Source organism: Ruegeria sp. BG11 (genome assembly GCF_056538565.1).
The window spans coordinates 154,030-174,657 of record NZ_JBQFTH010000002.1 but is presented as its reverse complement, the minus strand read 5'-3'; the positions used below and the strand labels follow the sequence as shown (position 1 = coordinate 174,657).

Genomic DNA, 20,628 nt, shown 5'->3' with positions numbered 1-20,628 from the left:
CCCAAAAGGCATATGGCTTATTTTCTTTCTGCCGGGCCTAAAAGGACATGAAAAAAGGCCGGGGAAACCCCCGGCCCTTTTCGGTAGTTATGTGATGAGCTTAGTTTTCAAGGCTCAACGCGACAAAGCGCGGGTCGCCGCCGCGGCGTACCAACAGCAGCAGGGATTTGCGCCCGGCTTCGGTAGCTTCTTCAATACGCGCCTCAAGGTCGCTGATGGATTCGACCTTTTGCTGCCCGGCTTCGGTAATCAGATCACCTGCGCGCAGACCCTTGGCGAAGGCTTCCGAGGCTTCGTCAACCTCGGTCACAACCAGACCGTCCGCCTCAGCGTCCAAGCCCAGATCTTCACGCAGCGTATCTGTAAGCGGTGAAATGGTCAGGCCCAGAATGTCAGCGTTTTCGTCGGTTGGCGCGTCCGGAGTATCTTCCTCACTCGTTTCGGCACGCTCCGCATCCTCACGGCGCCCTAGTGTGACCAGAATAGTCTGAGTGCCACCGTCGCGATGTACCACCACACGAACTGATTTGCCCACGGTCGTCTCACCGACCTGACGCACCAGACCGCGCGTGTCTTCGACCTCGACCCCGTCAAAGCTGAGGATCACGTCCCCAGCTTTCAGACCGGCCTCTTTCGCAGGACCCTCCGGTACATCGCTGATCAGCGCGCCACCGGGTTTGTCCAAACCCATCGCCTCGGCCATGTCTTCGGTCACATCCTGAATGCGCACGCCCAACCAACCCCGGCGGGTTTCGCCGAACTCACGCAGCTGGTCGACGACCTTGGTTACGACATTGGAGGCCATCGAAAACCCGATACCGATCGAGCCGCCGTTGGGCGACAGAATCGCGGTATTCACGCCGATGACCTGACCATCCATGTTGAACAGAGGACCACCCGAGTTGCCCCGGTTGATCGCCGCATCGGTCTGGATGTAGTCGTCATAGGAGCCGCTGAGCGCACGATTGCGGGCCGAGACGATCCCCGCGGAAACCGAGAATCCCTGCCCAAGCGGGTTGCCCATGGCAATCACCCAGTCACCAACACGCGCCGTGTCGCTGTCGCCGAACTGGACGTATTGCAGCGGCCCCGAAGCCTCGACCTTGAGCAGCGCGATATCGGTTTTCTCATCCGTGCCGATCACCTTTGCAGGCAGTTCCTTCACGGGCTGACCATCGCCGGGGAAGAACTCGATCAGGATCTCATCGGCCTCGGCGATGACGTGGTTGTTTGTAACGATAAAACCGTCTTCCGAGATCACGAAACCCGACCCCAGCGCGTTGCTGCGGCGCGGGCGGTCGCCATTATCGCCGTTGCGATCCTGAAACTCGCGGAAGAAGTCTTCGAACGGAGAGCCTTCGGGCACGATCCCCTGCGGCCCGGTCTGGCCTTCGATCAGGGTCGATGTGGTGATATTGACCACCGCCGGGCTGATCTGTTCCGCCAGCGGCGCAAGGCTTTCCCCACGCGCATACGCCGCAACTGTTTGCGCTGCGATCAGAACCATCGCTCCGAAGGCCAGCCACATCAGTCGCATGAAACCAACACCATCGTCTCGCCGGACGGAAATACTGCGCGCTTGTGCCTGCACTTGGGAACTCCTTGTCGTAAATTTCTTACAGACCGCCCGAAGGCAGACTATCTTTCCACCCAATGTAGTCGGTTTGATCACGCTCGCAACTGAGGATCGCGGGGAAATCACCGGCAAGTGAGGTCAATGGGTCAAAACCCCAGCTGATAGGCGCCCCAAAGCAGCACAAGACCGCTGACAACACAGAGTAGCCCTGACAAACGCCGCGCCTGTTCTGGCAGCGTGCGCAGCGCCTCTAGCATACGTTCAATAAGCGAAGGGGCCAGCGCATAGGCCAGCCCCTCGACAATCAACACCAGCCCAAAGGCCAGAAGGACCATTCCCATTACTGGGTCGCCTGCCCGGTGGGCGATTTCAGGTAGTTGAAGAACTCCGAATCCGGGCTGAGGACCATTGAGCTGTTCCCGCCCTGCAGTGCACGCTCATAAGCGGAGAGCGAGCGGTAAAACTCAAAGAACTCTGGGTCTTTGCCAAAGGCGTCGGCGAAGATCGCGTTACGTTCGGCATCTGCCTCACCGCGGATGATTTCGGCCTCACGATTGGCGTCCGAAACCAGTTCAACAACGGTCCTGTCTGCCTGCGCGCGGACACGCTGGGCGGCTTCGTTACCACGGGCGCGTTCGTCGGTTGCTTCCCGTTCCCGCTCGGCTTTCATCCGATCAAAGGTCGCTTCAAGGTTCGCCTGCGGCAGGTCGGTGGCTTTCAGGCGCACGTCGATGACGTTGACGCCCAGCGCCCTTGCCTCAGCAATTGCGCTGTTACGGATGCGCAGCATCAGGGCCGCACGGTCAGAGCTGAGGATATCCCGCGAGGAGACCGAACCCAGAACTTCCCGAGTTTCCGCACGAAGGATACGGTCCAGACGGTCCTCGGCAACCGGAATACCGCCAACACCAACGGCCTGACGGAACTGCTCCAGATCCGAAATCCGGTAGCGTGCGAAGGCATCAACCACCAGACGACGGTCATCAAGGGGTGTCACCTCAAGCGGTTGCACGTCGATCGACAGGATGCGGTCATCATAGCGAACAACCTCTTGAATCAGAGGGATTTTAAACGCCAATCCGGGCTCTTCCTTGACTGCGACAACGCGACCAAACTGCAGAACCAGAGCGCGCTCACGCTCATCCACGATGAAGATCGAGGACAGAACACCAACAATCGCGAGGAAGACGACGGGTAGGATAAATGTCGTTTTACGCATCAGTTGCTCTCCGCTGCAGGGGTACGACGCAGTTCGTTCAACGGCAGGTACGGCACAACGCCCTGCCCCGAGCCGCCGGTGTTTTCGTCCAGGATGATCTTGTCCACGTCACCCAGAACCTGCTCCATACGCTCCAGATACAAACGCTTGCGGGTCACATCTGGTGCTTTGGAGTATTCCTCCAGAACCGCGCTGAAGCGGCTGGCCTCACCCTGTGCACTGTTAATCTGCTGGGCGCGATAGGCTTCAGCCTCTTCCAGAACCTGAGCGGCTTCACCGCGCGCTTCCGCGAGAACACGGTTGGCATAGGCATCAGCAACGTTCTGCAAACGATCCCGTTCCTGCGCAGCAGCCTGAACGTCACGGAACGCGGCAATCACGTCCTGAGGCGGGTCAGCCTTGTCGAAGTTCACACGGACGATGTTCACGCCCGAATCGTAGCTGTCCATTGTCGCCTGAATCAGCTCTTGCAGACGTTCTGCGATGATGCCGCGGTCTCTGTTCAGGATCGGAGCAAGTTCGCTTTGCGCGATAATCTCACGCATCGCAGATTCCGACACCGCTTGGATCGTTTGGCGCGGGTCACGCAGGTTGAAGAGGAACTTGGCGGGGTCGTTGATATTCCAAACGACCTGATAGTCGATATCGACCACGTTTTCGTCACCGGTCAGCATCAGACCATCGTCGCTGCCACGCGCGCCGCCCATGTCTTCGTTCTGTTCCCGCGTAACAGGAATGACTTCAGCGGTTACGAACGGCCAAGGCGCAAAGTTCAGACCGGGATTTCCAACAGCCGAGAACTCGCCAAGGAACAGTTCAACCGACTGCTCTTCCGGCTTGACGGTGTAAAAGCTGGCTGCAGCCCAGAGGCCGATCGCAACCAATGCGCCAATCGCCACAGTGCCTTTGGTAAAGATCGGACCACCGCCGCCACCGCCTGAACCGTTGCTGCCACGGCCACCGCCGCCGCGACCGCCCATGAGGACACGCAGCTGCTCTTGCCCTTTTTTCATCAGCTCATCGATCTCGGGGATCTGCGGGCTCTCCCCTTCGGGAGGCTTGCGCCCGTCACCGTTATTACCCCGATTTCCTCCACCACCAGAGGAGCCTCCGCCCCCCCAGGGGCCACCGCTGTTGCCCGCCATATGTGTCTATTCCCTTGTGTTTGACCGTGTGATCACGGTGTTCCTTGTAACTTGGTTGCGCGCAGTTGCAAATCAAGCCGTGCGTACAGGTTGCCGCATTGTCACCAGTTCTTCGGCCATGACCGGGTGAACTGCAACCGTGCGGTCGAAATCTTCCTTGGTCGCGCCCATTTTGACGGCAATGCCCGCCAGCTGGATCATCTCACCCGCGCCAGGCGCCACGATGTGGCAACCCAACACCTTGCGCGTCGCCTGAGAGACGATCAGCTTCATCAGAACCCTCTGAGTACCACCGGCAAAGGATTTCTGCATCGGCTTGAACGAAGTCGCATAGACCTCGATCGGTTCCTGCGCGGCCGCCTCTTCCTCGCTGAGGCCCACCGTGCCGAATTCGGGCTGGGTGAAAATCGCGGTCGGGATCAGCTCATGATCCACTGGGGTCGGGTTGCCTTTGAAGACGGTCTCAACAAAGGCCATGCCTTCGCGGATCGCAACCGGGGTCAGGTTCACACGATCGGTCACATCGCCAATCGCATAGATCGAGGGCACCCCGGTCTGACTGTATTCATCCACAACGATTTCACCCTTGCGACCCCGTTCGACGCCCACGTCCTCAAGCCCCAGATTGTCCGCATTCGGAGTGCGCCCGGTGGCATACATGACCACGTCGAAATGATCCTCGGTCCCGTCGGTGGCTTTGACCCGGATCTTGTCGCCCTCTTTCGTCATCTCAAGCACATTGGTGCCCAGACGCACGTCGATACCGTTTTGGCGCATCTCTTCGCAGATCAGGCCACGCGCTTCTTCGTCAAAGCCACGCAGGATCTGCGCACCGCGGTAGAACTGAGTGGTCTTGACGCCCAACCCGTTCATGATCCCGGCAAATTCGCTGGCGATATAGCCGCCACCGACGATCAGGATGCTTTCGGGCAGCTTCTCAAGGTGGAAGATTTCATTCGAGGTGATCGCCAGATCCGAGCCGGGGAAATCCGGCACAACCGGACGGCCACCCGTCGCAATCAGGATATGCTTGGCAGTTTTGCGTGTGCCGTCGGCCAGTTCAACCGTATGCGGATCGACCACTTTTGCGCGCTGATCAAAGCTTTCGACACCGTTGTTTTTCAGGATGTTGCGGTAGATACCTTCCAGCCGATCCAGTTCCGTCACCAGCTTGTCGTGGAAGGTGTTCCAGTTGAACGCACCGGGCTGAATGTCCCACCCATAGGCCTGCGCGTCACCGACCATCCCCGAATATTCGCTGGCGAAGACCATAAGTTTCTTTGGAACGCAGCCACGGATAACGCAAGTGCCGCCGTACCGATCCTCTTCCGCCAGCGCCACCTTGGCGCCGTTTTCACCCGCTGCTACGCGCGCCGCGCGGACCCCACCCGAGCCTCCGCCGATTACGAAGAGGTCATAGTCAAAGCTCATGCTGGGTTCCTTCATTCAGCTTGCAAAATTCTTTGGATATCTGGGCGCGAAAACCGCCCTGCCAACCCCCAAAGGCGTAAATTTCCAGTATATTCCAACACGTCTTCGGGATGTCGCTTTCCACTCAGTCGGAAAAATCCGAAAACAGGTTGTCCTTGGTGCCCCCAAGGAACTGGTCCAGTTCAACGGTTCCGGCATTGATATCGCGTAGCTCGACCCGGCCATCGCCGTAGCCCACAACAACCTTATCGCAGATGTCTATGAACAGCCCGTTCTCGACCACACCGGGCACCTGATTCAGAACCAGCGCCATTTGCCGGGCATTGCCGATCCGCTGCAGATGCAGGTCGAGGATATGGTTGCCCTCATCGGTTACAAATGGGGCCTCACCATTCATGCGAAGGGCTGAATTGGTGCCAAGCACATCCATCGTGTCCAGAACTTCTTCGATCAGCGTTCGAGTGGTCTGCCAGCCAAATGGGATCACCTCGACCGGCAGCGGGAATGCGCCGAGCGTTTCGACCTCTTTCCCAGCATCAGCGATCACTACCATCTGATCGCTGGCCGTTGCCACGATTTTTTCCTGCAGATGCGCACCGCCTCCGCCTTTGATCAGGTTAAGATCACCGTCGAACTCATCCGCACCGTCAATCGTCAGGTCCAGCCATCCGGCCTGATCCAGCGACACGACTTCGATCCCGACTTCACGCGCCAATTGCGCGGTCCGGGTTGAGGTGGGTACGCCCTTGATACGCAGGCCTTCTTGCTGGACACGCTCGCCCAAACGGCGAACAAGCCAGGCAGCGGTCGAGCCGGTGCCCAGCCCCACCCGCATTCCGTCTTCGACCATGTCGGCCGCGCGGTAGGCCGCAACGTATTTGGCTGTGTCGATTGGCGACAAATCCGCGGTCATTGGCAGTCTTCCCCAAATGCTCTGCAAGACTTATATGCAATGCTCCCCCCAACTTCGAGACCCAATTCACGTCGCCCGGATGCGAAAGATGTCGCTCAATTGCGCGTTTCCTATCGGAAACGTCGCAAACAAGGCTTTTCAGGTTTCCGTTGCTGTATATCTAGTCCGTATGATGACGCCCTATCGCCTGCACTATGCCCCTGATAACGCCTCGCTGGTGATCCGGCTGGTGCTGGACGAAATGAGCCAGCCCTATGAGACGGTGCTGGTTGATCGTCGTCAGAACGCGCAAGACAGCGCAGCCTACCGAGCGTTGAACCCGAACGGGCTGATCCCGGTTCTCGAAACCCCTCAGGGGCCAATATTCGAGACGGCAGCAATTCTGCTGTGGTTGGCCGATAGCCATGGGCAACTTGCACCCGCGTCGACCAGCCCTGACCGGGCCGCCTTTCTGAAATGGCTGTTTTTCGCGTCCAACACGCTCCATGCCGATCTGCGTATCCTTTTCTATGCCGAGAAATACATAGCCACGGAACAGGCCGAGACCCTGCGGGCCGGAATACGTCCAAGGCTGCGCACCCATCTGAAAAATCTGGACGCAGTGGCCGCGCAGGCACCGGATTGGCTCAGCGCTGATCGACCGTCAGTTCTCACATACTATATCGCCTGCATGATGCGGTGGATGGCGCTCTACCCATCCAATGCTGACCGCAGCTGGTACCAACTGGCCGATACGCCCTATCTTCAGCGCATCCTGACACAGCTAGAGATGCGCCCCGCAACGCGAACGGCCATAGCCGCCGAAGGTCTTGGGGCCACGCCGTTCACATCACCCATCTATGCCAACCCTCCTGAAGGCTCAGCTATCTGACATGTTCCTCTCTGTCTTCGATATGTTCAAAGTGGGCATCGGCCCGTCCTCATCCCACACCATGGGCCCCATGGTGGCCGCCGCGCGTTTTCTGGACATGATGCGTGCATCGCCGTTTGAATTTGCCGGGCTGCGCGGCTCACTACACGGCTCGCTGGCCTTTACCGGAGTGGGTCATGCCACCGACCGCGCCACCATCCTTGGCCTCGCCGGATTCGTGCCGGACACATATGACAATGACAAGGCCGAGGCTGCGCTGGCCGCGATTGCGGAAACGCACACGGTAACGCCTGAGGGGCTACCGACGCTGACCTTCAACCCCAAGACCGATCTGGTCTTTGACTACGACCACAATCTGCCCGGCCATGCGAACGGCATGATCCTGATGGCAACCGACGCGCAGGGCGATGTGATACTGCGGCAGGTCTTCTACTCGATTGGCGGCGGCTTTGTTCTGACCGAAGAGGAACTGGCCGCTGGCAAGGCCACAGACGAAGGCACTCCAGTGCCCTTCCCCTTCAAATCGGCTGTCGAGATGTTGGAGATGGCTAAGTCCAGTGGCAAGTCCATTGCCGAAATGAAGCGCGCCAACGAAATCGCGCGCGGCTGCGCGGACAGCTTTGCCAAAGGCTCTGCCCGGCTGTGGCAGGTGATGAACGACTGTATCGAGCGTGGTCTGACGACCGATGGTATCCTGCCCGGCGGCCTCAGCGTGCGACGCCGCGCCAAGGGTATCTATGATGCACTTATGGCCGAGCGCGGTATGAACCTGACCGCGCCGCACACCATCAACGATTGGATGAGCGTCTATGCCATGGCCGTGAACGAGGAAAACGCGGCCGGAGGTCAGGTGGTCACCGCGCCGACCAACGGCGCGGCAGGCGTTCTGCCTGCAGTGCTGCGCTACTACCTCGACCACGTGCCCGGTGCGTCGGAAAGCCATATCGAGGATTTCCTTCTGACCGCAGCCGCCATTGGGGGGCTGGTGAAATTCAACGCCTCGATCTCAGGGGCTGAGGCTGGATGTCAGGCCGAGGTAGGCAGTGCCTCGGCGATGGCGGCGGCTGGTCTTTGCGCCGTCATGGGCGGCACGCCCGAGCAGGTCGAGAACGCCGCCGAAATCGCGCTGGAGCATCATCTGGGCATGACCTGCGATCCGGTTGCAGGGCTGGTTCAGGTGCCGTGCATCGAGCGCAATGGTCTTGGCGCGATCAAGGCGGTTTCGGCCGCGTCGCTTGCATTGCGCGGGGATGGGCAGCATTTTGTACCTCTGGACGCAGTGATCGAAACCATGCGTCAGACCGGGCATGATATGCATGAGAAGTACAAGGAAACCTCATTAGGTGGTTTGGCCGTAAACGTCCCGAACTGCTGAGGTCAGAAAGGAGGTGGCGTGATGCGTGGACATTGTTTGTGTGGCAAGGTTGCGTATGAAATTAATCCTCCGGTCTTGTCCTGTGTCTCCTGTCATTGCGACAGTTGCCGCCGCCAGTGTGCCGCCCCTATGACGACTTATTTCGGTGTGCGCGACGGCCAATGGCGCTGGACTGGAGAAGAACCGAAGCGCTTCAACTCTTCGCCAGGAGTTGAGCGGAGCTTCTGCCCACATTGTGGAACACCAATCTCATTTCGGTCAACCAAGATGTCGGACATTCTTCACCTTTATGTCGCGACTCTAGAGAGCCCCGAAGCCTTGCAGCCAACTCTTCATGTGTCACATGAAGAGAAGCTGAGTTGGTTGAAACTAGATGATGATCTGCCCAATTGCATCGGTCCGGACTACACCAAGGTTCAACCCCTTCCGGAGGCTTGAGAACAGAGCTTTTCTCGGCCTCGGGAAACCGCTAGCGTCGCGGCCATGACTCAGGATCGTCCCGTATTCGGCATCGTACTGATGCTTGGTTTCTGCGTGCTTGCCCCGATGGGGGATGCGCTGGCAAAGCTGTTGGGCGAAACAACCCCGCTGGCGCTGTTGGTTTTCGTACGTTTTGCCATTCAGGCGGCGATCCTTGTGCCCTTGGTCGCGTTTACCGGCAGGCCATGGCGCATGCGGGGCCGTATTCTGCGACTGACCGTGATCCGCACACTTTTGCACATCGCGGGCATCACCGCGATGTTCTCGGCGTTGCAATTCTTGCCCTTGGCGGACGCGGTCGCCATCGCCTTCGTGATGCCCTTCATCATGCTGCTGCTCGGGAAATACATACTAAACGAAGAGGTCGGGCACCGCCGCCTTGCGGCCTGTATCGTCGGGTTCGCCGGAACGCTTCTGGTCATTCAGCCCAGCTTTGCCGAAGTCGGACTGCCCGCGCTTTTGCCCCTGATCGTCGCAGTTGTCTTTGCCTTGTTCATGCTGGTCACGCGCCAGATCGCCAAAGAGACCGACCCGATGTCGTTACAGGCCGTCTCGGGCGTGTTTGCCACGATCCTGCTGCTGCCGCTTCTGATCTTGGGAACGGAGTCCGGCATCTGGGAACTGTCGTTCACCCTCCCTTCGGGCAACGAACACTGGCTGCTTCTGTCTATCGGAGTGCTGGGGACTGTCGCCCATCTGCTGATGACTTGGTCGCTGCGCTATGCACCTTCGGCTACACTTGCGCCGATGCAGTATCTGGAAATCCCCGTCGCCACCCTGATCGGCTGGCTGATCTTTCACGACCTGCCGAACGGTCTGGCTGCGCTTGGAATCCTGATCACTATCGCAGCAGGCCTCTATGTTATTCTGCGCGAGAGGGCCACGGCGCGCTCTGCCCCGACTGAAACGCCTGCATGACCTGATCCAGAGCGCTACGCGGCACCATCACCAGCATGCCCGGGCCGTCCATCTGAAGCTCAACCTTTGAAATGACACGGTTCGAGGTGCCCACCTGCCCGCTCGGATCGAATTGAAGCCCCTCGATCGGCCACTCCAACCCGCGGCTGCGCCCGGTGACGTGTTTCAGCGGAAAGAGAGAGACGACCTCACCCGGCGTCAGATCCAGCGCGATGTTGGGCGGTGCGTGGAATAAGACCTCATGCGCGCCGATCAGAACGCAGGCCTTGTCCGGATATCGGACAAGAGTGTTCAAGACCGCCAATTGATGGTCCAGCCGCCCGCCAAGGAAACCGGCCCCCAACACCAAAGGGGCCTGCACGTTCCGCAGCGCCTTGTCGAAATCCGTGCTGTCCTGTTCCGCAATCGGAAAAAGGCGATCCTGGGGAATACGAGCTCTGATTTCAGGGGACAACGAATCGAAATCACCAATCACGGCATCCGGAATGCGCCCCGAATCGACCAGAACCGAGGCTCCACCGTCGGCCGCGACCGCAAAACTGACGCGATTCAGCACCAAATTCAGGTCTTCAGGGCCGATCTGCCCCCCTCCAAACAACCCGATTGGGCCATTTGAACGTACAATTGCCCCATTTTTTCTAAGATTGATCATTTTTCCCGGATTTGGACACATTGAGACCACAAAATGATAGGTTCATGCAGTTAGTTCCGAGTCGATCGGGTTGCCCCTGTCCGGGCGGATCGGCTCAGTTAGTTTGTAAAGGACGCATGTCTGATGGTACAGAACAACAAGGTATTGACCGTTTCCTATGGGACTTTCTCGTGCACTTTGGAAGGGTTCGACGACTCTTTCGAGACTATGAAAGCCATAGCCGAATACTTCCGCGATCTTGCGGCAGAAGACAGATACTTTGGTTCTGAACCCCCGCAACCTGACGCCGAAATGCTGACACGGATTGCACAGCGCGACAACGCGCAACAAGTCGAAGCGCGCCCGAGCGATACCGGCCTGCTTCTGCGCGCGACGGAAACACCCCCCCGTACTAAAACGCCCCCCGCCCCTGAAGCGACCCTGCCACAGGATAACGCCATGCCCCAATCCCCCGATCTGAATGTTGTCCAGCCGACCCCCTCTGCGACACCTGAAACAGACACTGCCGCGTCGTTCTTTTCCAAGGCTGCGCCGGTCGATGCCGACGCGGACCCGGCGCCCGATAGCCTGGCTGCCAAGCTGCAACGCATCCGCGCGGTTGTTTCCCATTCGGATGTGGACACGGACAACTATGCCGAGGAAGATGTCGCCCCCCTAACGGCCGACACCCCGGCGCCGATGGACGCTGTCTCAGCCGCCTTTGCAGCAGGTTCGCTGAGCCCCGACGATCTGACCCCTCAGGCCCCGGCCCCTACCGAGGAACCTGCCGTCGAAGCCGTTGAAGAGGCACACGCGCCGGAACTGCCGGATGCGCCAGCCATGGAATCGGCGCCGCTTGATTTGCAAGATGAGACCCCAATGCAGATCGAGTTTAAAGACGCAGAGGAAGAAGAGGCCCAAGAGGTGATCTTCGACGAAGACGTTGAGACGGAAACCGATGACAGCGATGCGGTTGAGAATATCCTTAGCCCGGCAGACAAAGCAGAAGACGACCAGAAAGGTGTTCTGACCGCTGAGGATGAAGAAAGCCTGTTCCTCGAGATTGACGAGATCGAAGAGGAAATGGATGCTCAAGCGACCGTGGCGTCCTCGGATCTGGATCAGGATGTCTCGCGCCTGATGGCAAAAGCAGATGAGCAGATGGACGACCCGGCCACTAGCGGCACGCGTGAGGCCTATTCCCATCTGCGTACGGCCGTTGCTGCAACCTCGGCGGAAGATGTGGCCAAGCAGGCCGCGACTGATGAAGAGTATCGTGGCGATTTGGCCTCGGTCGTCAGCCCCCGCCGTCCGGATGATGTTCAGGTTACCAGCAAACGCCCTGATGCAGACATGGCGGCCCCTCTGAAGCTGGTCGCCGAGCAGCGTATTGACGCGCCCAACGCGGATACAGGCCCGGTGACCCCCCGCCGTGTCACCTCGGATCAGTCCGAGGACGCGTCAGAAGAAAGCGGCTTTGCACAATTTGCACAGGATCAGGGCGCGCAGTCACTGTCCGACCTTCTCGAAGCGGCTGCGGCGTACTTATCCTTCATCGAAGGGCAGGAACAATTCTCGCGCCCGCAATTGATGAACAAGGTTCGCTCGCTGAAACAGGATGAGTTCAATCGCGAAGAAAGCCTGAAGTCCTTCGGACAGCTTCTGCGCGACGGCAAAATCGAAAAAGCCGGCGGAGGGCGCTTTGCGGCTTCCAGTGACATCGGTTTTCGCCCAGAAGGCGAACGCGCCGTAGGCTGATACTCTTTTTATCACTATCAAGAGTGGGTCGGAGATTTCTTCGACCCATTTTTCTTGCACTTTCGCTATGGAATCCCGATGCGGACATGATGCCGCTATGCTGCATTGCAGAAAAATGATATCTTCTGAGTAAAGGTAACAGATCTTTCAGTTCGTGTTCAAATCAAGGCTCCGCCATGTATGAACTACCAATTCGACGCCTCAGAGCATTCGACAAGCCCAAAATAGAAAGCCATTTCAAGAGTCTCGATGCAGAAGCGCTGACGTCTCGATTTGGCGTTCCGGTCAGCCCGGCCTTTGTTGAGGCGTACCTTGCAGGCATATTCAAAAATTCTGCGCTGGTATTTGGCGCGTTCCCCGATTCCTGCCTGCGTGGTGTCGGAGAATTGCGGGCTGTTCCCGACAGCCACAACCATGTGGCTGAACTGGCCTTCACCGTTGAAACCGTCTGGCAGGACCTAGGGATCGGCGATGCACTGCTGTCGCGGATAGTCACTGCAGCCCGCAATCGTGGATTTCGCGAAGTCCACATGTTGTGCCTTGCCACCAATCAAAAAATGCGCCGTCTGGCTGCAAAACACGAGGCCGAGCTGAAACTGACGACAGGACAGATCGAGGCGACCCTGATAGCGCCCTGGCCCACCCCCTTCAGTGTCGCCGAAGAAATCTCGGGCGAGTATCATGCCATGGCCCGAGCGATCCTAAGTTGGCCGGGAAACGATCGGCGAACCGGCTAGGGTCAGACATAGACGCGCAGCGCCTTTGACGACCAAATGCGCTCTTAGAATCGAACCGTCGAAAGCTGAAACTTCGGACTTGCCCTCATCTCACTATCTCGGTGGTGCGCAGGGAAATGACGCAAGACTGTGACCCAAGCAGAGATACTGATCAGTCTGGCTTTTGGTCCGGGTCTTCTTTCCCAACACCCTTGAACACGAACTTGAAGGGCAAAGCCCACAGAATGCCCAGCGCCACGTAAACCAACAGCTCAAGCCAGATCGGAGGACGATCCAGCCAGTTCACTACCGTGACTACGGCGACAACATAGACAGGCAGGCCGATCACCAGAATGAACAGAGACCAACGCCTGCGCGCCTTGTAGCTGAGGCCGGGTGTCTTGTCGTCCGACATCAGTCTGCAAACGGGTCGGTCACCAGAATGGTGTCGTCCCGCTCCGGGCTGGTAGACAGCAGCGCCACTGGGCATTCGATCAACTCTTCGACCCGGCGCACGTATTTGATCGCGTTTGCGGGCAGATCCGCCCAGCTGCGCGCGCCTTCGGTGGATTCGCTCCAACCGGGCATCTCTTCGTAGATGGGCGTGCAGCGCGCCTGCTGATCGGCAGCTGTCGGCAGATAGTCCAGACGGTCGCCATCCAATTCGTAGCCGGTGCAGATTTTGAGTGTTTCGAAACCGTCCAGCACATCCAGTTTGGTGAGAGAGATCCCGTTCACCCCGCTCGTCGCGCAGGTCTGGCGCACCAGACAGGCATCGAACCAGCCGCAGCGGCGCTGACGACCGGTGGTCGTGCCGAACTCATGCCCACGCTCGCCTAGTCGCTGACCGTCAGCATCCTCAAGCTCGGTCGGGAACGGCCCCTCACCCACGCGGGTTGTGTAGGCCTTGACGATCCCAAGCACGAAGTCGATCGAGCCCGGCCCGATCCCCACGCCCGTCGCCGCTTGACCGGCAATCACGTTCGAGGAGGTCACGAAAGGATAGGTGCCAAAGTCGATATCCAGCAGCGCACCTTGCGCGCCTTCGAACAGGATACGTTTGCCCGCCTTGCGCTTTTCGTTAAGAACCTTCCAGACCGGAGCCGCAAAAGGCAGAATTTCTGCTGCAATTTCTTTCAGCTGCGCCAAGAGAGCATCGCGGTCAACAGGTTCAATCCCCAGACCTTTGCGCAAAGGATCGTGGTGCTGCAACGCACGATCAACACGGGCTTCCAGCGTCGCCTCATCGGCGAGATCGGCAACACGCACCGAACGGCGACCGACCTTGTCTTCATAAGCTGGCCCAATCCCGCGCCCCGTGGTACCAATCTTGGTCCCCTTGCTCGCGGCTTCCTCGCGCGCGCGGTCCAGCTCACCATGGATCGGCAGAATCAGAGGGGTGTTCTCGGCAATCATCAGCGTCTCAGGCGTGATCTCAACGCCCTGAGCGCGCACAGTCGCGATTTCTTTGACCAGATGCCACGGGTCCAGAACCACGCCATTGCCGATCACGCTCAGCTTACCGCCACGTACAACGCCCGAGGGCAACGCGTGCAGTTTGTAAACCTCGCCATCAATAACCAGAGTGTGGCCAGCATTGTGCCCGCCCTGAAAACGCGCGATCACGTCCGCCCGCTCGCTGAGCCAGTCGACGATCTTGCCTTTTCCTTCGTCACCCCATTGGGCGCCGACAACAACCACGTTGGCCATATCCGGTCCTTTTCGCGAAAAGATATCAAACTCGGCTGATATAACGAGGCTCAGACGGTAGGGAAACCGATATTTCGCCGCATCTGCAAATCGCGCTGCGCGCAATGCTTCCGGCGGGGATATTTTTAGCCAGATGAAGTACGGATCCCCTGCTTCATCTGGCCGAAAATATCCCGGGGGAGTCGCCACAGGCCACGGGGGCTGCGCCCCCACCTCGCTTTACGGCAATCGGACCGGTTTACCATGAGGCGTGGTCAGATAAGCCTTTTCCCAAGCGCTCTGCAGCAAGGTGACCTCATCCGAGCGTGCATCCCCTTGTTCAGCCAACAAGGCCTCAAGGGTTTCTAGCCATGCGTGGAAGTAGTCATCCCCGCCATCCAGCTCTTTGTTCAGACCGTTCCGTTTCAACGTGTTCGAAAACCGGGCGGCCCAGTCGGGCCAGTCAAAACGCCCAGCCTCGTTCAGTGCGACGGTGACCGCAAAGACCTGTGCATGCCAGGGTTCTAAGAACACAGGCTCTGGGGCGGTGGCTGTGATGCAGTTGCTCATGCAGGCTCCAGATAAGATTGCCACAGGTCCAGCACCACTTCGTCCTTGGGGTGTTCCGGATCGGCCCATAGCTCGGACGCCAGGAACGAAACGGCATAGAGAGGTTCTGGGGCCTCCCCCAAACCGTGGGCATTGGAATCGGGTAGAACATGCGTTCCGTGCAGGCGAACGATCCGGCCTTGGGCCCCAGCGGCGTAGGTCGGCAAACGTGTATGCCCACCATCCACCAAACGGTTTGCGGCGGGTCGCACTGTTTGCACCATCTGCCCGACCTCGAACTGCACCGCAATGTTCGAGTTGCGGTCCGCAGGGCCGCCTTTGGACAACGCGGCTGCGACGGCTTGGGCTTTCAGCATGCGGTCCGCCAGTGGATGATCCCCGACCGAGGTTTCTCCGCGCAAGTCTTCAAGGGTCAGCACCCCTTTGGCGACCAACAGATCGGCCAGCCCAGAGATCCATTTCTCATAGTAGGAAAACCGGGTGTAGTCCTTCGGCGACAGCTGCTCACGCGCGTGGCGCGACGTGTCAATGTTCCATTGTCCCAAAAAGCCGGAGGCCAGCGTCACCGCCAAGGCTCGCGCGTGCCAGTCCTCGGCAAAGATCGGGGCGTCTTCAGCTTCCGGGTTGATCGGGCCGTCGCCAAACCGCCCTCCCATATCGTGAACGCGCGTCATGATGCCTCCTTGGGCAGGCCAGTACCGATCATGCTGTCGCGTGTGACCAAAGCCGCGAGTTCCGCTTCACCCAGCCCTTCTATCCCTTGGGGGCGCATGGGCAGCACAAGGTACCGAATCTCGGCCGTGGAATCCCAGACGCGTACAGACGTATTCTCGGCCAGCGTGATACCAAACTCAGCCAGAACCTTGCGCGGCTCGCGCACGGCGCGGGCGCGGTAAGCGTCCGATTTATACCAGCCGGGCGGAATACCAAGTAGCGGCCAAGGGTAGCAACTGCACAGTGTACAAACGACCATGTTGTGCTGCTCCGGCGTGTTTTCGACCACAACCATATGCTCGCCCTGACGACCATAGTACCCAAGCTCGGCCACGACTGGCGTTGCATCTTCAAGCAATGCGGCCTTGAACGCAGGATCGCACCAGGCTTTGGCGACAACGCGCGCGCCGTTCTGCGGGCCGATCTTGTTCTGGTACGTGTCGATGATTTCATCCAGCGCCGCCGGGTCGATCAACCCCTTCTGGGTCAGAATCGTTTCAAGCGCTTTGACGCGCAGCGCGGGTTCGGGGGGCAACAAGGCGTGCGGGTGGTCAGAATGATCATGAGGCATAGCCGCAGGGTGCGCCAAGCTTGACCGATCTGTCCAGTCCCTTTGGCGTGATGTGCAACATCATCAACTGTGATGCCAACTCGTGACTTGCCCCCAGAACCAAACTTGCATAAGTACCACGCGATACACGCCACGCTGTACAGGACCACCATGGAAAACGTCGTTCTCATCATCCATCTTCTTCTGGCTTTGGGCCTGATCGCCGTCGTTCTGATGCAGCGGTCCGAGGGTGGCGGTCTTGGCATGGGTGGCGGTGGTGGCGGCGCCATGACAGGCCGCGCAGCTGCAACGGCTCTGGGCAAGGTGACCTGGATCCTGGCCGCCTGCTTTATCGTTACCTCGATCACCTTGACGATTCTGGCAGCGCAGAAGTCTTCGGGCAGCTCGGTCATCGACCGTTTGGGCGTTCCGGCCCCGGCAGCAACTGAAGAAAGCGCGCCTGCAGTTCCGTCCGCAGATGACCTGCTGCCTCCGGCGCAGGGCGACAATGCTCCGCTGATCCCGCAGGCCGACTAAGCCACAAAACCTAGAAAACTGAAAGAGAACTGCAACAGCATCTTGCGGTTCTCTTGCGCTATTGGCGCGAATCCTTTATACGTGAAGTCCCGTGATGCAGCGGTTTTTCGACAATCGCCGGGCAGCTGATTTTGACGTCTCACGGGAGCAGCCGAAAAAACATGGCGCGTTTTATTTTCATCACTGGTGGTGTGGTTTCGTCCTTGGGTAAAGGACTGGCTTCGGCGGCTCTGGGATCGCTGTTGCAGGCGCGGGGATACTCGGTGCGTCTGCGCAAGCTGGACCCCTATCTGAACGTTGACCCCGGCACCATGTCGCCTTTCGAGCATGGCGAGGTTTTCGTCACCGATGATGGCGCCGAAACCGATCTGGACCTTGGTCACTATGAACGCTTCACCGGTGTGGCCGCGCGCAAGACCGACTCGGTCAGCTCGGGGCGGATTTATTCCAACGTGTTAGAGAAAGAACGCCGCGGAGATTACCTCGGCAAAACCATTCAGGTGATCCCGCACGTCACCAATGAGATCAAAGACTTCATCGCGATCGGTGAGGATGAGGTCGATTTCATGCTGTGTGAGATCGGCGGCACCGTGGGCGATATCGAAGGCCTGCCCTTCTTTGAAGCCATCCGTCAGTTCAGTCAGGACAAGCCGCGCGGGCAGTGTATCTTTATGCACCTGACACTGCTGCCCTACATCAAGGCCTCGGGTGAGCTGAAAACCAAACCGACCCAGCACTCGGTAAAAGAGCTGCGCTCGATCGGCCTGGCCCCCGATATTCTAGTTTGCCGGTCCGAAGGGCCGATTCCCACAAAAGAGCGCGAAAAGCTGGCCCTGTTCTGCAATGTGCGCCCGGATAGCGTGATTGCGGCGCAGGACCTGTCCACCATCTACGACGCACCTCTGGCCTATCATAAGGAAGGTTTGGATCAGGCGGTTCTGGACGCGTTCCAGATCAGCCCTGCCCCCAAGCCCGATCTGGCGAAATGGGAAGACGTCAGCGACCGTATCCATAACGCCGAAGGCGAGGTGAAGGTTGCCATCGTGGGGAAATATACCCAACTGGAAGACGCCTATAAGTCGATTGCCGAGGCGCTGACCCATGGCGGCATGGCCAACCGCGTCAGGGTCAAGATCGAATGGGTCGATGCCGAGGTGTTCGACCACGAAGATGCCGCCCCCTATCTGGAAGGCTACCACGCCATCCTCGTTCCCGGCGGCTTTGGCGAACGAGGCACCGAGGGCAAGATCAAAGCCGCGCAATACGCGCGAGAGCATAAGGTGCCTTATCTGGGCATCTGTCTCGGCATGCAGATGGCTGTGATCGAAGCCGCGCGCAACGCGGCTGGTATCACCGAGGCGGGCTCGGAAGAGTTCGACCACGAGGCTGGCAAGAAACGGTTTGAGCCGGTGGTCTATCACCTCAAGGAATGGGTTCAGGGCAACCACAAGGTCGAACGCAAAGTGGGCGACGACAAGGGCGGCACCATGCGTCTTGGCGCCTATAACGCGGTTCTCGCCGAAGGGTCGAAAGTTGCGAATGTTTATGGTGGCACCCAGATCGAAGAACGCCACCGTCACCGCTATGAGGTCGACATCAAATATCGCGAGCAGCTTGAAAAAGCGGGCCTGAACTTCTCGGGCATGTCCCCCGATGGCCGCCTTCCCGAGATTGTCGAATGGTCGGATCACCCGTGGTTCATCGGCGTTCAGTATCACCCCGAGCTGAAATCCAAGCCGTTTGACCCGCATCCCCTGTTCCGCGACTTCGTGCGCGCGGCCAAGGACAGCTCTCGACTGGTCTGATCCGGTCGCTGCAACGTGATGTACCGACACAATTAAGCGCTTAGGAATCCGGCGTCATGGGATTAACTGTTGATCGAGTTTCGACAGGAGATACCCCATGACGACCCAAGCCCAACGTGCTGAAACCTTCACGCGCCTGCATGTTAAAGGCGGCCCGGTCATCCTGTTCAACATCTGGGACGTGGGCAGCGCAGCCGCCGTACGGGACGCAGGCGCGCAGGCGATCGCAACGGGCAGCGCTCCGGTAGCTATGGCGCAAGGCTATGCGGACGGGCAGCACATCCCGCTGGAGGCTGCGCTGGACAACGCAAAGCGCATCGTCAGCGCCGTTGATCTGCCCGTCACGCTGGACTTTGAAGGCGCCTATGCCGTCGATCCTGCTGGCATCGCCGACAATACGGCACGGGCGTTGGATTGCGGAGTTGTGGGCTTTAACTTCGAAGATCAGATCGTCGGCGGAGACAGCCTTCACAGCATCCCCGATCAAGCCGCGCGAATCGAAGCGATGCGCAAGGCCTGCGACGCGGCCGGTATTCCCGCCTATATCAATGCCCGCACGGATATCTTCCTGAAAGCACCGGCTGACACGCATGATTCTGCAATGCTGGACGACGCCATTGCCCGCGCCGCCGCCTTCCAATCCGCAGGCGCCAGCGGGTTCTTTGCCCCGGGCCTGAAAGATGAGGCCATGATCCGACAGCTCTGTGAGGCCACCGATTTGCCGGTCAACATCATCGCTCTGCCGGGCGCGCCGGATTCGGCGACTCTCGCCAAGCTGGGTGTCGCCCGGATCAGCTATGGCCCGGTGCCCTATCGCCAGATGATCGCTTGGCTGACCGAACAGGCGCGTCAGGCCATCGGCTACGCCGAATAGGCGCAGCTTGCAATTTTTACGCAAACTTCGCACCTTGCTCTAAACCGAAACGGGAGAAATACATGAGCAAAGGCTACTGGGTGGCCCATGTCGATGTCGAAGATATGGAGACATACAAGAACTACATCGCGGCGAATGCAGGACCTTTCTCCGCCTATGGCGCTCGCTTTCTGGTGCGCGGCGGCTCGCGCGAGGTCAGAGAGGGCGCAGCACGGGCAAGAACAGTTGTGATCGAGTTTCCCAGCTACGAACAGGCCCTCGCCTGTTACGAAAGCGAAGGCTACCAAAAGGCCAAAGCGCTGCGCGATCCTGTCTCTCTCGGCGATCTTGTGATCATTGAGGGCTATGACGGGTAGTCTCAACTTGGCGCGCCACAAAATATGGATTAGATTGGCCTCATGTTGAAAAAATTCTTCCAAGCGTTTCGACCGCCACAGACAGAACACCTGCCCGACCCCGACGCTGAACTGGCGCTGGGTGCGTTGATGGTACGTGTTGCGCAGGCTGATCGGGACTACAAACTGGAAGAGATCAGCCTGATTGATCGCATTCTGGCCCGCCTTTATCAGCACAACGCGATCGAGGCTGCAAAGGTCCGCGCCACCTGCGAGAAACTGCACGCAGCAGCACCGGAAACCGACACGTTTGGCAAGTTGATCCGCGAAACCACCGACCTGAACGAACGCCTCGCCGCGCTGGACGCGCTGTGGGAGGTTGTGTTGGCCGATGGTGACACGGATGAGGGTGAGATCAAGATCGTTGAAGAGGCCCGCATGGCGATGGGACTCAGCTTCAATGACAGCAAGTCCGCACGTGAACGCGTGCAAAGCCGCTTGGAAGCTCACTAACCTGCCTC

At 58.9% G+C, this 20,628-nt stretch carries 23 protein-coding genes; 11 read left to right on the top strand and 12 right to left on the bottom strand.

What is annotated here, in order from left to right:
- Positions 1–100: 100 nt before the first annotated feature.
- From ACR0JF_RS05020 to rpiA, 6 genes are all read right to left on the bottom strand, one after another.
- Positions 101–1,537, bottom strand: a complete 1,437-nt coding sequence (locus tag ACR0JF_RS05020; protein WP_170642501.1) for a Do family serine endopeptidase — start codon at positions 1,535–1,537, stop codon at positions 101–103.
- Positions 1,538–1,722: 185 nt separating this feature from the next.
- Positions 1,723–1,917: a DUF2065 domain-containing protein gene (locus ACR0JF_RS05015; RefSeq protein WP_170660459.1), complete on the bottom strand. Its 195-nt coding sequence runs from the start codon at positions 1,915–1,917 to the stop codon at positions 1,723–1,725.
- Positions 1,917–2,795: a protease modulator HflC gene (gene hflC, locus ACR0JF_RS05010; RefSeq protein ID WP_170376326.1), complete on the bottom strand. Its 879-nt coding sequence runs from the start codon at positions 2,793–2,795 to the stop codon at positions 1,917–1,919. Before hflC ends, ACR0JF_RS05015 begins: the two co-directional genes overlap by 1 nt.
- Complete coding sequence (gene hflK, locus ACR0JF_RS05005; protein ID WP_170470140.1) at positions 2,795–3,940, bottom strand: FtsH protease activity modulator HflK; 1,146 nt, start codon at positions 3,938–3,940, stop codon at positions 2,795–2,797. The genes hflC and hflK overlap by 1 nt, the downstream gene beginning before the upstream one ends.
- A gap of 72 nt (positions 3,941–4,012) precedes the next feature.
- The gene (gene gor / locus ACR0JF_RS05000; protein WP_170660554.1) at positions 4,013–5,371 is read right to left on the bottom strand and encodes a glutathione-disulfide reductase; all 1,359 of its coding nucleotides are present in this window, start codon (positions 5,369–5,371) and stop codon (positions 4,013–4,015) included.
- 124 nt (positions 5,372–5,495) lie between these two features.
- On the bottom strand, positions 5,496–6,284 hold the full coding sequence (gene rpiA / locus ACR0JF_RS04995; protein ID WP_170660460.1) for a ribose-5-phosphate isomerase RpiA: 789 nt from the start codon (positions 6,282–6,284) through the stop codon (positions 5,496–5,498).
- A 169-nt stretch (positions 6,285–6,453) separates the two neighbouring features.
- On the opposite strand from rpiA, the gene ACR0JF_RS04990 reads away from it, so the two are divergent.
- Genes ACR0JF_RS04990 through ACR0JF_RS04975 form a run of 4 tightly spaced genes read left to right on the top strand, consistent with a single transcriptional unit; the run spans position 6,454 to position 9,928 of the window.
- Positions 6,454–7,155 carry a glutathione S-transferase family protein gene (locus ACR0JF_RS04990; RefSeq protein WP_170660555.1) on the top strand — a complete coding sequence of 234 codons (702 nt, stop codon included), beginning with the start codon at positions 6,454–6,456 and terminating at the stop codon, positions 7,153–7,155.
- A gap of 1 nt (position 7,156) precedes the next feature.
- The gene (locus tag ACR0JF_RS04985; protein ID WP_170660461.1) at positions 7,157–8,530 is read left to right on the top strand and encodes an L-serine ammonia-lyase; all 1,374 of its coding nucleotides are present in this window, start codon (positions 7,157–7,159) and stop codon (positions 8,528–8,530) included.
- A gap of 21 nt (positions 8,531–8,551) precedes the next feature.
- On the top strand, positions 8,552–8,968 hold the full coding sequence (locus tag ACR0JF_RS04980; protein WP_170660462.1) for a GFA family protein: 417 nt from the start codon (positions 8,552–8,554) through the stop codon (positions 8,966–8,968).
- Between the two features lie 45 nt (positions 8,969–9,013).
- Positions 9,014–9,928, top strand: coding sequence for a DMT family transporter (locus ACR0JF_RS04975; protein WP_170660463.1), 915 nt, complete (start codon positions 9,014–9,016; stop codon positions 9,926–9,928).
- On the opposite strand, the gene ACR0JF_RS04970 is transcribed toward ACR0JF_RS04975, so the two are convergent.
- The gene (locus tag ACR0JF_RS04970; protein ID WP_170660464.1) at positions 9,873–10,580 is read right to left on the bottom strand and encodes a thiamine diphosphokinase; all 708 of its coding nucleotides are present in this window, start codon (positions 10,578–10,580) and stop codon (positions 9,873–9,875) included. The two genes, ACR0JF_RS04975 and ACR0JF_RS04970, sit on opposite strands and share 56 nt — an antisense overlap.
- 123 nt (positions 10,581–10,703) lie before the next feature.
- On the opposite strand from ACR0JF_RS04970, the gene ACR0JF_RS04965 reads away from it, so the two are divergent.
- Together ACR0JF_RS04965 and ACR0JF_RS04960 are read left to right on the top strand one after the other, a co-directional pair.
- Positions 10,704–12,317: a hypothetical protein gene (locus ACR0JF_RS04965; protein ID WP_170660465.1), complete on the top strand. Its 1,614-nt coding sequence runs from the start codon at positions 10,704–10,706 to the stop codon at positions 12,315–12,317.
- A 176-nt stretch (positions 12,318–12,493) separates the two neighbouring features.
- The gene (locus tag ACR0JF_RS04960) at positions 12,494–13,054 is read left to right on the top strand and encodes a GNAT family N-acetyltransferase (RefSeq protein ID WP_170660466.1); all 561 of its coding nucleotides are present in this window, start codon (positions 12,494–12,496) and stop codon (positions 13,052–13,054) included.
- A 151-nt stretch (positions 13,055–13,205) separates the two neighbouring features.
- Here ACR0JF_RS04960 and ACR0JF_RS04955 read toward each other — a convergent pair whose 3' ends face one another.
- The 5 genes from ACR0JF_RS04955 to nthA all read right to left on the bottom strand — a co-directional run bounded on the left by ACR0JF_RS04955 (position 13,206) and on the right by nthA (position 16,577).
- Positions 13,206–13,448, bottom strand: a complete 243-nt coding sequence (locus ACR0JF_RS04955) for a DUF2842 domain-containing protein (protein ID WP_170660467.1) — start codon at positions 13,446–13,448, stop codon at positions 13,206–13,208.
- Positions 13,448–14,743 (bottom strand): adenylosuccinate synthase, encoded by a 1,296-nt coding sequence (locus ACR0JF_RS04950; RefSeq protein WP_170660468.1) that lies wholly within the window; start codon positions 14,741–14,743, stop codon positions 13,448–13,450. The genes ACR0JF_RS04955 and ACR0JF_RS04950 overlap by 1 nt, the downstream gene beginning before the upstream one ends.
- A gap of 219 nt (positions 14,744–14,962) precedes the next feature.
- A complete protein-coding gene (locus tag ACR0JF_RS04945; RefSeq protein WP_170660469.1) occupies positions 14,963–15,292 on the bottom strand; it encodes a nitrile hydratase accessory protein in 330 nt (109 codons plus the stop codon).
- Positions 15,289–15,966, bottom strand: coding sequence for a nitrile hydratase subunit beta (nthB, locus tag ACR0JF_RS04940; RefSeq protein ID WP_170470175.1), 678 nt, complete (start codon positions 15,964–15,966; stop codon positions 15,289–15,291). Before nthB ends, ACR0JF_RS04945 begins: the two co-directional genes overlap by 4 nt.
- Positions 15,963–16,577 (bottom strand): nitrile hydratase subunit alpha, encoded by a 615-nt coding sequence (gene nthA, locus ACR0JF_RS04935; protein ID WP_170660470.1) that lies wholly within the window; start codon positions 16,575–16,577, stop codon positions 15,963–15,965. Before nthA ends, nthB begins: the two co-directional genes overlap by 4 nt.
- A gap of 150 nt (positions 16,578–16,727) precedes the next feature.
- On the opposite strand from nthA, the gene secG reads away from it, so the two are divergent.
- From secG to ACR0JF_RS04910, 5 genes are all read left to right on the top strand, one after another.
- Positions 16,728–17,093: a preprotein translocase subunit SecG gene (secG, locus tag ACR0JF_RS04930; protein WP_170376300.1), complete on the top strand. Its 366-nt coding sequence runs from the start codon at positions 16,728–16,730 to the stop codon at positions 17,091–17,093.
- Positions 17,094–17,254: 161 nt separating this feature from the next.
- Positions 17,255–18,898: a CTP synthase gene (locus ACR0JF_RS04925; protein ID WP_170487733.1), complete on the top strand. Its 1,644-nt coding sequence runs from the start codon at positions 17,255–17,257 to the stop codon at positions 18,896–18,898.
- Between the two features lie 97 nt (positions 18,899–18,995).
- Positions 18,996–19,772: an isocitrate lyase/PEP mutase family protein gene (locus ACR0JF_RS04920; RefSeq protein WP_170660471.1), complete on the top strand. Its 777-nt coding sequence runs from the start codon at positions 18,996–18,998 to the stop codon at positions 19,770–19,772.
- A gap of 62 nt (positions 19,773–19,834) precedes the next feature.
- A complete protein-coding gene (locus ACR0JF_RS04915) occupies positions 19,835–20,128 on the top strand; it encodes a DUF1330 domain-containing protein (protein ID WP_170660472.1) in 294 nt (97 codons plus the stop codon).
- Positions 20,129–20,170: 42 nt separating this feature from the next.
- Positions 20,171–20,620: a tellurite resistance TerB family protein gene (locus ACR0JF_RS04910; protein ID WP_170470193.1), complete on the top strand. Its 450-nt coding sequence runs from the start codon at positions 20,171–20,173 to the stop codon at positions 20,618–20,620.
- The last annotated feature ends 8 nt before the right edge of the window (positions 20,621–20,628 follow it).

Excerpts from the sequence above, each read along its gene's own strand:
- ACR0JF_RS05020 (WP_170642501.1), bottom strand. The coding sequence starts at position 1,537 with ATGCGACTGATGTGGCTGGCCTTCGGAGCGATGGTTCTGATCGCAGCG.
- ACR0JF_RS05015 (WP_170660459.1), bottom strand. The coding sequence starts at position 1,917 with ATGGGAATGGTCCTTCTGGCCTTTGGGCTGGTGTTGATTGTCGAGGGG.
- hflC (WP_170376326.1), bottom strand. The coding sequence starts at position 2,795 with ATGCGTAAAACGACATTTATCCTACCCGTCGTCTTCCTCGCGATTGTT.
- hflK (WP_170470140.1), bottom strand. The coding sequence starts at position 3,940 with ATGGCGGGCAACAGCGGTGGCCCCTGGGGGGGCGGAGGCTCCTCTGGT.
- gor (WP_170660554.1), bottom strand. The coding sequence starts at position 5,371 with ATGAGCTTTGACTATGACCTCTTCGTAATCGGCGGAGGCTCGGGTGGG.
- rpiA (WP_170660460.1), bottom strand. The coding sequence starts at position 6,284 with ATGACCGCGGATTTGTCGCCAATCGACACAGCCAAATACGTTGCGGCC.
- ACR0JF_RS04990 (WP_170660555.1), top strand. The coding sequence starts at position 6,454 with ATGATGACGCCCTATCGCCTGCACTATGCCCCTGATAACGCCTCGCTG.
- ACR0JF_RS04985 (WP_170660461.1), top strand. The coding sequence starts at position 7,157 with ATGTTCCTCTCTGTCTTCGATATGTTCAAAGTGGGCATCGGCCCGTCC.
- ACR0JF_RS04980 (WP_170660462.1), top strand. The coding sequence starts at position 8,552 with ATGCGTGGACATTGTTTGTGTGGCAAGGTTGCGTATGAAATTAATCCT.
- ACR0JF_RS04975 (WP_170660463.1), top strand. The coding sequence starts at position 9,014 with ATGACTCAGGATCGTCCCGTATTCGGCATCGTACTGATGCTTGGTTTC.
- ACR0JF_RS04970 (WP_170660464.1), bottom strand. The coding sequence starts at position 10,580 with ATGATCAATCTTAGAAAAAATGGGGCAATTGTACGTTCAAATGGCCCA.
- ACR0JF_RS04965 (WP_170660465.1), top strand. The coding sequence starts at position 10,704 with ATGGTACAGAACAACAAGGTATTGACCGTTTCCTATGGGACTTTCTCG.
- ACR0JF_RS04960 (WP_170660466.1), top strand. The coding sequence starts at position 12,494 with ATGTATGAACTACCAATTCGACGCCTCAGAGCATTCGACAAGCCCAAA.
- ACR0JF_RS04955 (WP_170660467.1), bottom strand. The coding sequence starts at position 13,448 with ATGTCGGACGACAAGACACCCGGCCTCAGCTACAAGGCGCGCAGGCGT.
- ACR0JF_RS04950 (WP_170660468.1), bottom strand. The coding sequence starts at position 14,743 with ATGGCCAACGTGGTTGTTGTCGGCGCCCAATGGGGTGACGAAGGAAAA.
- ACR0JF_RS04945 (WP_170660469.1), bottom strand. The coding sequence starts at position 15,292 with ATGAGCAACTGCATCACAGCCACCGCCCCAGAGCCTGTGTTCTTAGAA.
- nthB (WP_170470175.1), bottom strand. The coding sequence starts at position 15,966 with ATGACGCGCGTTCACGATATGGGAGGGCGGTTTGGCGACGGCCCGATC.
- nthA (WP_170660470.1), bottom strand. The coding sequence starts at position 16,577 with ATGCCTCATGATCATTCTGACCACCCGCACGCCTTGTTGCCCCCCGAA.
- secG (WP_170376300.1), top strand. The coding sequence starts at position 16,728 with ATGGAAAACGTCGTTCTCATCATCCATCTTCTTCTGGCTTTGGGCCTG.
- ACR0JF_RS04925 (WP_170487733.1), top strand. The coding sequence starts at position 17,255 with ATGGCGCGTTTTATTTTCATCACTGGTGGTGTGGTTTCGTCCTTGGGT.
- ACR0JF_RS04920 (WP_170660471.1), top strand. The coding sequence starts at position 18,996 with ATGACGACCCAAGCCCAACGTGCTGAAACCTTCACGCGCCTGCATGTT.
- ACR0JF_RS04915 (WP_170660472.1), top strand. The coding sequence starts at position 19,835 with ATGAGCAAAGGCTACTGGGTGGCCCATGTCGATGTCGAAGATATGGAG.
- ACR0JF_RS04910 (WP_170470193.1), top strand. The coding sequence starts at position 20,171 with ATGTTGAAAAAATTCTTCCAAGCGTTTCGACCGCCACAGACAGAACAC.